Here is a 13,543-nt window from a genome sequence, read left to right as displayed (position 1 = left end):
GAAGCGCCGCCATGCCGCAGACACCGCCCAAATTCGTGATCCTGGACCGCGACGGGGTCATCAACCTCGACAGCGACCAGTTCATCAAGACGCCGGACGAATGGATTCCGATCCCCGGCAGCCTGGAAGCGATCGCCGCGCTGAACGAGGCCGGCTATCGCGTCGTGGTCGCCAGCAACCAGTCGGGCATCGGCCGCGGCCTGTTCGAGATGAGCGCGCTCAACGCGATGCACGAGAAGATGTACAAGGCGCTGGCCCGCCTCGGCGGCCGCGTCGAGGCGATCTTCTTCTGCCCGCACACCGCCGCGGACGCGTGCGACTGCCGCAAGCCCAAACCCGGCCTGATCCAGCAGGCGGCGCAACGCTTCGGCATCGAGCTGCGCGGCGTGCCGATCGTCGGCGATTCGCTGCGCGACCTGCAGGCTGGCGTCGCCTTCGGCTGCACGCCGCATCTGGTGCGCACCGGCAAGGGCGAAGCCACGCTCGCCAAGGGCGGCCTGCCGCCCGGCACGCTGGTCCACGACGATCTGCGCGCGTTCTCGCGCTGGCTGCTCGAAGGCGAAGGCGCGCGCCACGGCGCCGTGGCATCGCACGCGGGCACGGCCGCTTCGCCATCCGCCACGTCACCGGTTGACTCGACGAACCCTCGATGATCTTTCTACGCTCCCTGCTGTTCGCGTTGTACCTGCTGGTACTGACGCCTCCCTATGCCTGCGCCTGCTTCCTGGCCTTCCCCTTCATGAGCGCTAACCGGCGCTACCGCTTCGTGCGCGGGTGGCCCAAGCTGGTGATCGGCGCCGCCTGGCTGATCTGCGGCATCCGCTACCGCATCGAAGGCGGCGAGCATCTGCAGGCCATGATCGACAAGCCGGTGGTGCTGCTGTCCAAGCACCAGTCGGCGTGGGAGACCGTGGCGCTGGTGGCGACGATGCCCAAGCCGCTGTGCTTCGTCTTCAAGCGCGAGTTGCTGTTCGTGCCGTTCTTCGGCTGGGCGCTCGGCATGCTGAAGATGGTCCACATCAACCGCAAGGACGGTTCACGCGCCTTCGCCTCGGCCGTGCGCCAGGGCCGCGAGCGGCTCGCCGAGGGCGCGTGGATCATCATGTTCCCCCGAAGGCACCCGCACCCCCGCCGGCCTGGAAAACCCGCGCTACAAGAGCGGCGGGGCACGCCTGGCGGTCGAGACCGGCGCGTCGGTGATTCCGATCGCGGTCAACTCGGGCCGCCTGTGGCCGCGCAACTCGTTCCTGAAGTATCCCGGCACCATCACGATCTCCATCGGCCCGCCGCTGTCGTCGGCCCACAAGACCGCCGACATGCTGAACCAGGAAGTCGAGCAATGGATCGAGCGCGACATGCGCCGCATCGATCCGGAGAGCTATCTGCGAGGGCAGCCTGCATGAAGCCGGCCCGCCGCGCCCCGGAACCCGCGGACGGCCAGATGGAACTGCCGTTGATGGACTCCGGCGCGGGCACGTCCAGCACGGCCGGCACGCGGCCGGCGGCCAGCGCGCTCGATGGCACCACCTCGGCCGGCCCCGCCACGGCACCCTGGCCGGCGCCCCCAGCCCAACGCGCGGCTGCTGCGGCTCGGCGAGCGTCCGCTCCATTACACGCTGAAGCGTTCGTCCCGGCGCACCATCGGCTTCGTGATCGATGACCGCGGGCTGTCGATCACCGCGCCGCGCTGGGTCACGATCGCCGACATCGAAGCGGCCATCGCCGAGAAGCAGCGCTGGATCTTCGGCAAGCTGGCCGAATGGCAACAGCGCGACGCGCAGCGCGTGCTGCCCGCGGTGCAGTGGCGCGACGGCGCGACCCTGCCCTTCCTCGGCAAGCCGATCACGCTGCGGCTCGACTCGCCGACCGGCACGCTGCTGTTCGACGGCGAGGCGCGCGTGCTGCATCTGGCGCTGCCCGAGCAGGCCGACGAGCAGCAGATCAAGGACCGCGTGCAGGCCTGGCTGCAGCACCAGGCCAAGCGCCTGCTGGCCGAGCGGCTCGATATCTATGCGGAGAAGCTCGGCGTGCGCCATCGCGCCTTTGCGCTGAGCTCGGCCAATACGCGCTGGGGCAGCTGCACCTCGGACGGCAAGATCCGCCTGAGCTGGCGGCTGATGCATTTCCCGCTGTCGGTGATCGACTATGTGGCCGCGCACGAGCTGGCGCATCTGAAGGAAATGAACCACAGCCCGCGCTTCTGGGACACGGTGGCGTCGATCTTCCCCGAGTTCCGCGACGCGCGCGCGCAGTTGCGCAGCCATCCGCCGGAAGCGCTGCCGGCGTTCTGAGGCGGCGCTGCGGCTGCCGCTGTCGCTGTCCCTGCCGCCGCGGGCCGTGCGCGCGCACGGCGCTCGCCACGCATCCGGATCGATCCGCCGATCCGTTCTACACTAACGCCTTTCCCGCAGTACCTTGCAGTACCCCACAGGACGTTAACAAACACACCCTACACAGGCTCACCATGCGACTTCTCCACACCATGCTCCGTGTCGGCGACATGCAGCGCTCGATCGATTTCTACACCCGCGTGCTCGGCATGCAGCTGCTGCGCGAGAGCGACAATCCCGAATACAAGTACCGGCTCGCCTTCGTCGGCTACGGCCCGGAGAGCGAGACCGCGGTGCTCGAGCTGACCTACAACTACGGCGTCGACAAGTACGAGATGGGCACCGCCTACGGCCACATCGCGCTGGAAACGGACGATGCCGCCGGGGCCTGCGAACGCATCCGCGCGGCCGGCGGCAAGGTCACGCGCGAGGCCGGCCCGGTCAAGGGCGGCACCACGGTGATCGCCTTCGTCGAAGATCCGGACGGCTACAAGATCGAGCTGATCGAGCGCAACTCCACGCGCGACGCCAGCCGTCCGTAACGGCGGTAACGGCCGCCCGGTGGCCCCGCGGCCCGCCGGCCCCCGAGCCCCGCGGTGGCACCGGGCGCCGCGGTCCGCGCAGCGCGGCGCGGCGCGGCATCAAAGGATGGTGCAAATGTTCTGGCCCTTCGCCACCCGCCGGATATTGCTGTCGAGCTGATAGTCCCTGACGGTCCGGCCCTCGCCATCCACCATGTCCGTCCGCGCCCCGGCCATCACGATCTTGAATATGAAGCCCGGCGGCTGGTCGCCCAGGTGTGCGTACATCAGCGGCGTGCGTCCCTGCCGATCGCGGCCGTTGATGTTGCCGCCGGCTTGGCGCAGGCTCTTGACGATGTCCAGCTGTCCGGCCGACGCCGCCAACATCATTGGCGTGGTGCCGGCATCGTCGCGGGCATCCGGGTTGGCGCCGTAGGCCACCAACTGCTGCACCGCGTGCAGCTGACCCGAGGCAGCGGCGAGATGCAGCGCCGTGACGCCCAGCAGCCCATGGACATCGACCGGGACGCCATGAAGCAGCAAGCGCGCGAATGGCGCGCCCGCTTCCAGCGCGACCGCGGTCATCAACGGCGTCATGCCGAGCCTGGTCTCCGGCTGCTCCAGCACGGCGCGATTGTCCACCGCCGCGGCCAGGTCGATGAGGGTGCAGGCCACGCGCGGGGCCTTGACGCGCAAGGCCAGCTGCAATACATCCAGCTCGTCCGCCAACGGCATATCGAGGGACCAGCCGCCCGTGGTCAACAGGTGCCGCACCGCGGGCCCATCGTCGGCGTCGATCGCGGCCAGCACACTGGCGCGAAATCCATTCATCCACTCCAGCAGCGCCGCTTCCAGCGCCGGCAGGATCGCCGCATGGCCGGGCGCCGGCGCGCCGCCCGCCTCCCTGCCAAGCTCCAGCGCGGTCCTGCCGTGCCGGTTCGCCTTGCCGAGCGCGCCAAGCCCGATGCCGCCGCCGAACCAGCGCCCATGGTCCAGCAACGACTCGACCACCGCAGGCATGGTCGGGCGCAGGCCCAGCGCCAGATGCATGCAGGTATTGCCGTCGCCGTTGGCGATGGCGGGATCCGCGCGATGGGCAAGCAGCGTATTGATCAGCGCCGGCTCGCAGCGCGACTGGATCGCCGTGTGCAAGGGCGTGTTGCCGAGCTCGTCGCGCCAGCCGACGGCGGTCGGCTCGCGCTGGAGCCACTCGCGGACTGCCGGGCCGTCGTGGCGCCGCAGCGCCAGCGTCAGTTCGCGGCCGGCCTCGGGGCGGCCGGCGCCGCGCGCCGCGCAAGGGACGGCGTCAGGCACGGGGCCGGACTGGAACAGCGGTGCCTGGGTCGTGATATGGCGTGCATGCATGCTTGCGCTCCTTTGCGGTTGAGGGATCGTGCGACGCGGCCGTGGCCAGTCGCGGCGCGATTCTCATCCGCGCCGGAGGGCGCGCTTTAGCATTCCGGTGGGGTTCTTTCGCGCGCGGCAGCCGCACGCGGCTGGACCGCGGCTGCCGGCGAACCGGAAAGGACGGGAGAGGAAAGGAAACGGCGAAGGAAACGGCGAAGGAAGCGGCGAAGGAACAGCGAAGGAAGCGCCGAAGCAACGACCAGGGAAACGGCGCCGGCGCCCTACCCGCCGATGCGATTGGCCAGCTCGACGTACTCGGCGACCGGCACCTCTTCGGCGCGGCGGCCAAGATCGAAGCCGATCGCGTCGAAGTCGACGTGGTCGCGCAGCATCGACAGCGTGTTGCGCAGCACCTTGCGGCGCTGCGAGAACGCGGCGGTGACCAGGTCGCCCAGCACGGTCATGTCGCACGCGGCGTACGGCGAGCGCAGCCGGCCGTCCTCATGGCGCGGCCACGGGATCATCCGCACCACCGCCGAATCGACCTTCGGCGGCGGATTGAACGACTCCGGCGGCACGTCGAGCACGTACTCCATGTGGTAGCGCACCTGCAGCATGATCGACAGCCGGCCAAAGGCCTTGCTGCCGGGCTCGGCCACCATCCGTTCGACCACCTCCTTCTGCAGCATGAAATGCTGGTCGCGCACGTGGTCGGCGAACTCCATCAGGTGGAACAGCAGCGGGCTGGAGATGTTGTACGGCAGGTTGCCGACGATGCGCAGCGGGCGGCCGGGCTGCTTCAGCTCGTCGAAGTCGAAGGCCAGCGCATCGCCCGCGTGGATCGTCATGCGGTCGCCGTAACGGCGGCGCAGCCGTTCGACCAGATCGCGGTCCAGCTCGATCACGTGCAGATGATCGAGCCGCTCCAGCATCGGCTCGGTCAGTGCGCCCAGGCCAGGACCGATCTCGACGACGAGGTCGCCCGCCTGCGGATCGACGGCATTGACGATGCCATGAATGATGCTGTCGTCGACCAGGAAGTTCTGGCCGAATCGCTTGCGGGCCGTATGGCCCTGGTGAACAGGGGAACGCATCGATGTCTCTTCAGTGTCCGGCCGGCGGCTCGCCATGCGCGGGCCGCGCGGTATGGCCGACCATCCCGATCGCGCAGCGGATCGCTTCGATCATGCTGCCGTGTTCGGCGCGGCCCGTGGCGGCCAGGTCCAGCGCGGTGCCGTGGTCGACCGAGGTGCGGATGAACGGCAGGCCCAGCGTGATATTGACGCCATGGCCGAAGGTGCCGTATTTCAGCGGCGCCAGGCCCTGGTCATGGTACATCGCCAGCACGCAGTCGGCATCGCGCAGCAGCCGGGGCTGGAACAGCGTGTCGGCCGGATAGGGGCCGCGCGCGTCGATGCCCGCCTCGCGCGCCTTGGCCAGCGCCGGCGCGATGATGTCGATCTCCTCGCGCCCGAGGTGGCCGCTCTCGCCGGCGTGCGGGTTCAGGCCGGTGACCAGGATGCGGGGATGGGCCAGGCCGAAGCGGCGCCGCAGGTCGTTGTCGACGATCGTCAACGTCTCGAGCAGCATCGGCACGTCCAGCGCATCGGGCACCGCGCGCAGCGGCAGATGCGTGGTGGCCAGCGCCACCCGCAGCATCGCGTTGGCATGCGCGGGCTGCGGACCGGCCAGCATCATCACCACGCGCGATACGCCGGCCCGCTCGGCCAGATATTCGGTATGGCCGGTGAAGGGCACGCCGGCGTCATTGATGGTGCTCTTCTGCACCGGTGCGGTGACCACCGCCGCATAGCGGGGGGCTGCCCCGGCTGGGGCAGCAGGCCGGCCAGCGCCGCATCGAGCAGCGCCAGCACATGGCGGCCGTTGCGCGCGTCGAGCACGCCGGGCGTGCACGGGGCCGCCAGCGGGATGTCCTCGACGGCCGCCTCGCCCGTATCGAGCTTGCCCTGCCATGCCTGCTCCAGGCCGAGCGCGGCGGCGCGTTCGGCCAGCAGCCGCGCGTCGCCCAGCACATGAAAGCGCGGACCGCCCTGCCCGCCGGCCAGCTCCAGCACCGCGCGGATCGTGATGTCCGGGCCGATGCCGGCCGGCTCGCCGGTCGTGATCGCGATCGGCAGCGGCGCGGCCGGATGCGATGGAGCGGGCTGAGCGGAAGGTGTGGCAGACGGCGCGGTCATCGTGGTCGCGAAACGGGGCCCTTGGCGGGCCCTATTGCGCTCCTGTGGCTGGTCCTATGGCAGGTCCCATGGCGGCTTCTCTGGCGGCGTCTTTGGCCAGCCCCCTTAACGGGCGGCCTCGCGGTTGGTCCGGTATTCGACATAGGCCGCCTCGCGCAGCTGGCGCAGCCAGTCCTCGTACGCGGCGCGCAGCTTCTGCTCGCGCACCTCGGCGCGGGCGAAGTCGCGCTGCTTCTCCGGCGACACCTCGACCTCGCGGCGGTTGTCGACCTGGATCAGGTGCACGCCGAACTGGCTGGTGACGGGCTCGGAGACCTCGCCCGGGCGCAGCCGGTTCATCGCCTGCTCGAACTCGGGAACCAGCTCGCCGGGCGACACCCAGCCGAGCTCGCCGCCGTTCTGCGCCGAACCGTCCTGCGAATAGCGCTTGGCGACGTCGGCGAACCTGGTGCCGTGCTGGATGCGGTCGCGCAGCGTGGACAGCTGGCGGCGCGCCTCGGCCTCGGGCATGTTGGGGCCGGTGCGGATCAGGATATGGCGCACCTGGGTCTGCGTGATGCGGCTCGGCGCGGCATCGCCGCCGGCCGGCGCGGTGCGCTTGCCGGCGAGCTTGAGCACATGGAAGCCGGCCGGGCTTTCGACGACCTCCGGCACCACCTTGCCCGGCTGCAGATCGAGCACGGCGTTGGCGAACTGCGCCGGCAGGCGGCCGATCTCGCGGTAGCCGAGCGAGCCGCCCTTGGCCCCTTCGGCGCCATCGGAATTGTTCTGCGCCAGTTGCGCGAAGTCGGCGCCGCCCTGGGCCTGCTTCAGCAGCCCTTCGGCCTTGGCGCGCAGCTGCGCCTTCTGCGCATCGCTGGCGCCCTCGGGCACGCGCACGAAGATCTGGGCGACGTCGTACTGCGCCTCGCCGGTCGGCGCGGCACCGCTGCGTGCGGCGCGCGCGGCCAGATAGTTGTCGATCTCGCCGTCGAACACCTGCACCTTGGAATCGACCTCGCGCTCGCGCAGCCGGATCACCTGCACCTGCTTGCGCAGCTCGCTGCGGTACTTGTCCCAGGTCATGCCGCTGCGGTCGACCTGCGCGCGCAGATCGGCCACGCTGATGCGGTTCTGCTGCGCGACCGACTCGATCGCGCGGTCGACTTCCTGATCCGTCACGCGGATGCCGGCGTCCTGCGCGGCCTGGGTCTGCACGCGCTCCATCACCAGCCGTTCCAGCACGTCGCCGAGCAGCTCCTCGCGCGGCGGAATCGCCCGGCCGGCCGTACGCAGCTGGTTCTCGATCTCGTCGGCGCTATCGAGCAGCTCGCGCCGCGTGATCACGGTGTTGTTGACGATCGCCACCACCTCGTCGACCAACTGCGAGCGGCCGGTGCGCTGGCCCGAACCCAGCCGCGGCTGGGTGGGCGAGGTAGGCGGCGTGGCCTGCGAGCCTTGCGGCACGAAGATGCCGGTGGCGCGCGGCGCGGAGCCGGACCCACCGGGTGCCTTGAGCTGCGCCGCCGCCGGAACGGCCACGCAGGCGAGCAATGCGGACAGCACGATGCCGCGCGAACGCCGCGACGAAGCCGCGGCAACGGAAAATACGGAGACTGCTTGACGCTTCATCATGGTCCGTCATTCGTAATGGTCGAACTGGGTCTGAGGGATCGGCGCGGCCGAGACAGGCTCGTAGCCAGGCACGTTCAACCTCATGATATCCAGCGGATTGGAGCCGATCTTCGACAGGCCGCGGAACTCCACCTGCAGAAACACCCGGCCGGTGTAGCCCTGCGTGGTATTGCGAAAACGCTGGTAGGCGATCCGGCCGACCCAGCAGTCGGCGGCATATTCGAGCCCCAGCAACGTATCGACCAGCTGGTTGGCGCTCATGTCGTAGGCGACACGCCCGATGCCGTAGGTCCGCCGCGTGATCGGCCACTGGCTCGAGATCTCGAACTGGTCGATCGCGGTATTGTCGGTGACCGCGGTCGGGCGCCGGTAGCGATAGCCGATGTTCAGCAGCTTGCGCGCCTCGGGCCGCCAGGCGAACGCGATGTTCGACTGGATCACGCGGTCGTTTTCCGGGTTGTACTGCATCCCGGCATTGATGTAGTAGCCGCGGAACAGCTGGATCGTGGTGGCCGCCAGCAGGTCGGAATATCCCCTCTCGGCGTCGTCCAGCGTGCCGGTCAGCTGCACGCGCTGGCCGCTGAAGTCGAAGCGCTGCGCCAGCGTACCACGGAAGCGTTCGATGCCCGTCTCGGACTCGATCAGGCGGGTGGTCACGCCCGCGGTCAGCTTGTTGTTGTCGGCGATGCGGTCGTAGCCGGTGAACGGGTTCTCGCTGAAGATCTGCCCGTAGCCGAAGTCCGACTGCACCGTGTCGAACAGCGGGAACGCGCTCTGGTCGCGGAACGGCGTGTAGACGTAGAACAGGCGCGGTTCGAGCGTCTGCAGGTACTTGGTGCCGAACAGCCGGCTGATGGTCGGCGCGTCGCGCTCGAACGTCATGCCGCCGTCGATGCTGAAGGTCGGCACCGAGCGGGTCAGCGTGTTGTTGGCGCCCGGCGTATTGGTCGTCGGCTCCATCTGGTATTGGGCCGCGTTGAACATGACCTTGGGCGTCACGAACCAGCCCGGGCGCACGATCGGATAGCTGATCGAAGGCTGGATGAAGACGCGCTCGCCCTGCGGCTGCTGGAAGCCGGTGGTCGTCAGCGGGATGCGGAAGCGCGTGTAGTCGGCCTCGACCTGCACGTCGAAGCCGCCCCAGTTGTAGCGCGTGAACTTGCCGTTCAACTGCGGCACGCGCTCGTAGGTCGGCTGGCTCGGCGCCAGCGTCTGGAAGGTCTGCACGCGCGCCAGCAGCGAGAAGTCCTGCCAGTTGTAGGTGACCCCGCCCTCCTGCGTGTACTGCCGCAGCGTCGACTGCGCGACCGTACGGGTCAGGTCGTCCGGATAGCGGTCGTCCGATACCCGGTTCAGGTTCACATAGGCGTTCAGGCCCTTGGCCAGGTTCTGGCTATGCTGGATCGAGTACAGCCAGCGGTCCGAGTTGGTCTTCTGGTCGTTGGGCAGGAACTCGCCGCGGATCCGGCCCGCGTAGCCGTTGCCGATATAGCGGAAGTCGCCGCCGAGCTGCACGCCGCGTTCGCTCATCACGCGCGGATACAGCGTCAGGTCGCGGTTCGGCGCGATATTGAAGTAGTACGGCACCGTCAGGTCGAAGCCCGAACGGGAGCTGTAGGCCATCAGCGGCGCCAGGAAGCCGCTGCGGCGCTCGTCGGTCAGCGGGAAGGTCACCGCCGGCGCGGCCAGGATCGGCACATCGAAGAAGCGCAGCACGGCGCCGTGCGCGGTGCCGACCTGGCGATCGCTGTCCAGGTCGAGCTGGCGCGCGCTGAAATACCAGTCCGCGTTGTCGGGCGAACAGGTGGTGTAGGTGGCGCGCTGGATGGTGCTCTGGTCCTTGGTCAGGAAGTCGATGCGCTCGGCCGTGCCCGAGCCGCCGGTCTGCTGGAAGTAGTAGTCCGGCGACAGCATGTAGCCTTCGTTGGCTTCGACGCGCAGCCTGGCCTCGGGGCCGACCGCCAGCGTGCCTTCGCGCGAGAGCCGGACATTGCCGGTCGCCAGCGCCTCGTCGCTGTCCTGGTCGTAGGTCAGCTTGTCGGCCTTGATCACGGCGCCGTCGCTGCGCAGCTCGGCATTGCCCTGCAGTTCCAGGCCGCGCTCGTTGTAGCCGGTCATGGTGTCGCCGGAGACATAGGTCGGCGCGCTGGGATCGCCCTCGGCGCTGCGCCAGGTGGCCGGCTCCGACAGGTAGGGGATCAGTTCGCCGGGGCGCGGGGGCTGGCGCGGGTCCGCAGCCTCGGCCGTGGGCTCCGCAGCCGGCAGCGCGGGAATCGCCGAGCCGACCGCCTGGCCTTGCGCCTGCGCGCCGAGCGACCAGCCGGCCATGGCCAGCACCAGCGGACGCAGGGCCCGGACTGGCCGGCGCCCGGGCTGGCGGCCCGGCGCCTGGTTTGCGGTGTGATTCGGTGATCGTTGTTGTTCGGTCATGCGAGCGGGTCGTCGGTCGGACGGCGGGACGGTTGCGCAGAACCGCCGCAGCCACCGTCCAAACAGGCTGCCAGGCACAGGACGGCCCACCTGGGAGCCGCCCGGCGCCCGGGTCTGGTCGGGTATTATACGGGGCAACTTATCGACCCTTTCCGGCATGGCAGCACTTCCCCTCGACCCGCGCCAGGACCAGCTCAAAGCGTGGGTGTCCGGACTCGCTCCGGATTGGTCCATCGATCCCGAATCGTGCGTACCGGCTTCGGCCGACGCCAGCTTCCGCCGCTACTTCCGGCTGCGCACCGACAACCCCGCGCATCCGACCGTGATCGCGATGGACGCCCCGCCCGCCCGCGAGGACTGCCGCCCCTTCATCCATGTCGCCGCGCTGTTCGGCGAGGCCGGCGTCACCGTGCCGACCGTGCTGGCGCAGGACCTGTCGCAGGGCTTCCTGCTGCTGGCGGACCTTGGCAACACCACCTATCTGTCGAAGCTGGACATCACCACCGCGCGCACGCTGTACGGCGACGCCGCCGCGGCGCTGGTGAAGATACAGGCCGCGACCCGGCCGGGCGCGCTGCCCGCCTACGACCGCGAACTGCTGCAGCGCGAGCTGGACCTGTTCCCGCAGTGGTACGTGGCGCGCCATCTCGGCGTCGAACTGAACGCGGGCCAGCAGGCTGACCTGGCCGAGGTCATGCAAACGCTGCTGGCCAACAACCTGGCCCAGCCGCAGGTCTACGTGCACCGCGACTACCACTCGCGCAACCTGATGGTGCTCGACGGGGAGGACGGAAGCGGCAACCCCGGCAACCCCGGCATCCTCGACTTCCAGGACGCGGTGATCGGCCCGATCACCTACGACGCGGTCTCGCTGTGGCGCGACGCCTATATCGAGTGGGACGAGGAGCTGCAGCTGGACTGGCTGATCCGCTACTGGGAGCGCGCCCGCAAGGCCGGCCTGCCGGTCGCCGGCGACTTCGGCGAGTTCTATCGCGACTTCGAATGGATGGGCCTGCAGCGCCATCTGAAGGTGCTCGGCATCTTCGCGCGCCTCTACCATCGCGACGGCAAGGACGGCTATCTGGCCAACATGCCGCTGGTGCTGAAGTACGCGCGCGCGGTGGCCGGCCGCTACGGCGAGCTGCGCAAGCTGGTGCGGCTGTTCGATACGCTCGAAGGCGTCGAGCGCCCGGCGGGCTATACCTTCTGATGGACGCAGAAAGCGGCCCGACCCGGCGCGGCGAATGGTGGGCCGGCGTGCGCGCGCTGGCGCCGATGCTGCTGGGCGTGGTGCCGTTCGGCCTGATCTACGGCGTGCTGGCGGTCGGCGCGGGCATGCCGGCGTGGCTGGCCTGCGCGATGAGCGCGATCGTCTTCGGCGGCGCCTCGCAGATGATCCTGACGCAGCTGTGGGCGGCGGGCACGCCGGCGGCGATCGTCGCCACCACGGTCGCGATGGTCAACCTGCGCCACGCGCTCTACTCGGCCACCATCGCGCCCGCGCTGGCGCACCTGCCGCGCCGCTGGAAGGCGCTGATCGCCTATCTGCTGACCGACGAGGCCTTTGCCGCGATGACGCGGCGGCTCGGCGACGACCCGCTGCAACGGCGCTACCGGCACTGGTACTTCTTCGGCGCGGGCTTCGCGCTGTGGAGCAGTTGGCAGCTGTCGACGCTGGCCGGCGTGCTGGTCGGCGCCCAGGTGCCGCGCCACTGGCCGCTGGACTTCTTCCTGCCGCTGACCTTCATCGCGATCATCGTGCCCGGCCTGAAGCACCGCTCGCACGTCGCCGCGGCGGTGACCGCCAGCGTGCTGGCGGTGCTGTGCTTCAGCGTGCCGCACAAGCTCGGGCTGATGGCCGCGGCGCTGGGCGGCATCGCGGTCGGCATGCTGCTGCTGCCGCGCCAGAGCGGCCCCCGCCGGCAAGGAGCGCACCGCATGAGCCAGTGGATGCTGCTCGGCGTGATGGCGGCCGCGGGCCTGGCCACCTATCTGATCCGCTTGTCCTTCATCGCCGTCGAAGGCAAGGTGCGGCTGCCGGCGTGGTTCCGCACCGCGCTGCAATTCGTGCCGGCGGCGATGCTGTCGGCGCTGATCGCGCCCGACCTGCTGATGCGCGATGGCCAGTTGGCCATCGGGCTCGACAATGCCCGCCTGATCGCCGGCGTGGTGGCCATCCTGATCGCCGCGCGCACGCGCAGCATCGGCTGGACCATCGCCGGCGGCATGGCCACCCTGCTCGTCCTGGAGACCCTGATTTGAAAGCGATGATCTTCGCCGCCGGACGCGGCGAGCGCATGCGCCCGCTGACCGATGGCTGCCCGAAGCCGCTGCTGCAGGTCGGAGGCAAACCGCTGATCGTCTGGACCATCGAGGCGCTGGCCCGCGCCGGCCTGACCGATATCGTGATCAACCACGCCTGGCTGGGCGAGCAGATCGAGGCGGCGCTCGGCGACGGCAGCCGCTTCGGCGTGCGGCTGGCCTATTCGGCGGAGGGCGAAGCGCTGGAGACCGCGGGCGGCATCGCGCAGGCGCTGCCGCTGCTGCGGGAAGGCACCGGTGGCGATGGCAAGGGCGGCGATGGCACTGCGGACGACGGCACCGGCCGCGATGGCAAGGGCGAGATCTTCGTCGCGGTATCGGGCGACATCTATTGCGACTACGACTTCCGCGCGCTGTTGCCGCGCGCCGCGGCGATGGCCGGCTCGCCCGAACCGCGCATGCATCTGGTGATGGTGCCCAATCCGCCGTTCCACCCCGAGGGCGATTTCGCGCTCGGCGCCGACGGCAAGCTGTCGCTGCCGGGCGAGGCGCCGCTGGCCGAGGGCGCTGCGCGCCTGACCTTCGGCAATATCGGCCTGTACGACACGCGCACCTTCGCCGGCATCGCGCCCGGACAGAAGGTGCCGATGACGCCGTTCTACCGCGCCGCCATCGCGGCGGGCCTGGCAACCGGCGAGCGCTTCGCGGGCCGCTGGGAGAACGTCGGCACGCCCGCGCAGCTGGCCGCGTTGGACGCCGCGCTGTCGCGCTAGGACGCGCCGCGCTCTCAACGGCTGTCATCGCCTGTCGTCGCCGCGCAGGCGCGGCTCGGAGGCCTGAC

The 13,543-nt window shown here is 69.8% G+C and carries 9 protein-coding genes and 4 pseudogenes; 8 read left to right on the top strand and 5 right to left on the bottom strand.

What is annotated here, in order from left to right:
* Window positions 1-11 precede the first annotated feature (11 nt).
* The 4 genes and pseudogenes from gmhB to gloA all read left to right on the top strand — a co-directional run bounded on the left by gmhB (window position 12) and on the right by gloA (window position 2,872).
* On the top strand, window positions 12-653 hold the full coding sequence (gene gmhB, locus OJJOAM_RS12945) for a D-glycero-beta-D-manno-heptose 1,7-bisphosphate 7-phosphatase (protein ID WP_422648174.1): 642 nt from the start codon (window positions 12-14) through the stop codon (window positions 651-653).
* Window positions 650-1,403: pseudogene (locus OJJOAM_RS12940) on the top strand (lysophospholipid acyltransferase family protein). The gene gmhB and the pseudogene OJJOAM_RS12940 overlap by 4 nt, the downstream one beginning before the upstream one ends.
* Before the next feature lie 38 nt (window positions 1,404-1,441).
* Window positions 1,442-2,291, top strand: a pseudogene (locus OJJOAM_RS12935) (M48 family metallopeptidase).
* A gap of 173 nt (window positions 2,292-2,464) precedes the next feature.
* On the top strand, window positions 2,465-2,872 hold the full coding sequence (gene gloA, locus OJJOAM_RS12930; RefSeq protein WP_149316789.1) for a lactoylglutathione lyase: 408 nt from the start codon (window positions 2,465-2,467) through the stop codon (window positions 2,870-2,872).
* A 99-nt stretch (window positions 2,873-2,971) separates the two neighbouring features.
* On the opposite strand, the gene OJJOAM_RS12925 is transcribed toward gloA, so the two are convergent.
* From OJJOAM_RS12925 to OJJOAM_RS12905, 5 genes and pseudogenes are all read right to left on the bottom strand, one after another.
* Window positions 2,972-4,216: an ankyrin repeat domain-containing protein gene (locus tag OJJOAM_RS12925; protein WP_422648173.1), complete on the bottom strand. Its 1,245-nt coding sequence runs from the start codon at window positions 4,214-4,216 to the stop codon at window positions 2,972-2,974.
* Window positions 4,217-4,479: 263 nt separating this feature from the next.
* On the bottom strand, window positions 4,480-5,292 hold the full coding sequence (gene rsmA, locus OJJOAM_RS12920; protein ID WP_422648172.1) for a 16S rRNA (adenine(1518)-N(6)/adenine(1519)-N(6))-dimethyltransferase RsmA: 813 nt from the start codon (window positions 5,290-5,292) through the stop codon (window positions 4,480-4,482).
* A gap of 10 nt (window positions 5,293-5,302) precedes the next feature.
* Window positions 5,303-6,396: pseudogene (gene pdxA, locus OJJOAM_RS12915) on the bottom strand (4-hydroxythreonine-4-phosphate dehydrogenase PdxA).
* Window positions 6,397-6,501: 105 nt separating this feature from the next.
* Complete coding sequence (locus tag OJJOAM_RS12910) at window positions 6,502-8,007, bottom strand: peptidylprolyl isomerase (protein ID WP_422648171.1); 1,506 nt, start codon at window positions 8,005-8,007, stop codon at window positions 6,502-6,504.
* A gap of 9 nt (window positions 8,008-8,016) precedes the next feature.
* On the bottom strand, window positions 8,017-10,440 hold the full coding sequence (locus OJJOAM_RS12905; RefSeq protein WP_422648170.1) for an LPS-assembly protein LptD: 2,424 nt from the start codon (window positions 10,438-10,440) through the stop codon (window positions 8,017-8,019).
* 157 nt (window positions 10,441-10,597) lie between these two features.
* Between OJJOAM_RS12905 and OJJOAM_RS12900 the strand changes: the two genes are divergently transcribed.
* From OJJOAM_RS12900 to murU, 4 genes and pseudogenes are all read left to right on the top strand, one after another.
* Window positions 10,598-11,650: an aminoglycoside phosphotransferase family protein gene (locus OJJOAM_RS12900; RefSeq protein ID WP_422648169.1), complete on the top strand. Its 1,053-nt coding sequence runs from the start codon at window positions 10,598-10,600 to the stop codon at window positions 11,648-11,650.
* Window positions 11,650-12,372: pseudogene (locus OJJOAM_RS12895) on the top strand (AzlC family ABC transporter permease); the annotation flags it as partial. The gene OJJOAM_RS12900 and the pseudogene OJJOAM_RS12895, both read left to right, overlap by 1 nt.
* A 6-nt stretch (window positions 12,373-12,378) precedes the next feature.
* Window positions 12,379-12,702 (top strand): AzlD domain-containing protein, encoded by a 324-nt coding sequence (locus tag OJJOAM_RS12890; protein ID WP_422649585.1) that lies wholly within the window; start codon window positions 12,379-12,381, stop codon window positions 12,700-12,702.
* Window positions 12,699-13,475 carry an N-acetylmuramate alpha-1-phosphate uridylyltransferase MurU gene (murU, locus tag OJJOAM_RS12885; RefSeq protein WP_422648168.1) on the top strand — a complete coding sequence of 259 codons (777 nt, stop codon included), beginning with the start codon at window positions 12,699-12,701 and terminating at the stop codon, window positions 13,473-13,475. Before OJJOAM_RS12890 ends, murU begins: the two co-directional genes overlap by 4 nt.
* The last annotated feature ends 68 nt before the right edge of the window (window positions 13,476-13,543 follow it).

The sequence above is a fragment of the Cupriavidus sp. H18C1 genome, from assembly GCF_049311595.1.
In the GTDB taxonomy this organism is placed as follows: Bacteria; Pseudomonadota; Gammaproteobacteria; order Burkholderiales; family Burkholderiaceae; genus Cupriavidus; species Cupriavidus cauae.
This window is presented reverse-complemented; position numbering and strand designations above follow the sequence as displayed.

Coding starts and splice junctions, on each gene's coding strand:
- OJJOAM_RS12925 (WP_422648173.1), bottom strand. CDS start 4,216: ATGCATGCACGCCATATCACGACCCAGGCACCGCTGTTCCAGTCCGGC.
- OJJOAM_RS12910 (WP_422648171.1), bottom strand. CDS start 8,007: ATGAAGCGTCAAGCAGTCTCCGTATTTTCCGTTGCCGCGGCTTCGTCG.
- OJJOAM_RS12900 (WP_422648169.1), top strand. CDS start 10,598: ATGGCAGCACTTCCCCTCGACCCGCGCCAGGACCAGCTCAAAGCGTGG.
- OJJOAM_RS12905 (WP_422648170.1), bottom strand. CDS start 10,440: ATGACCGAACAACAACGATCACCGAATCACACCGCAAACCAGGCGCCG.
- rsmA (WP_422648172.1), bottom strand. CDS start 5,292: ATGCGTTCCCCTGTTCACCAGGGCCATACGGCCCGCAAGCGATTCGGC.
- gloA (WP_149316789.1), top strand. CDS start 2,465: ATGCGACTTCTCCACACCATGCTCCGTGTCGGCGACATGCAGCGCTCG.
- OJJOAM_RS12890 (WP_422649585.1), top strand. CDS start 12,379: ATGAGCCAGTGGATGCTGCTCGGCGTGATGGCGGCCGCGGGCCTGGCC.
- gmhB (WP_422648174.1), top strand. CDS start 12: ATGCCGCAGACACCGCCCAAATTCGTGATCCTGGACCGCGACGGGGTC.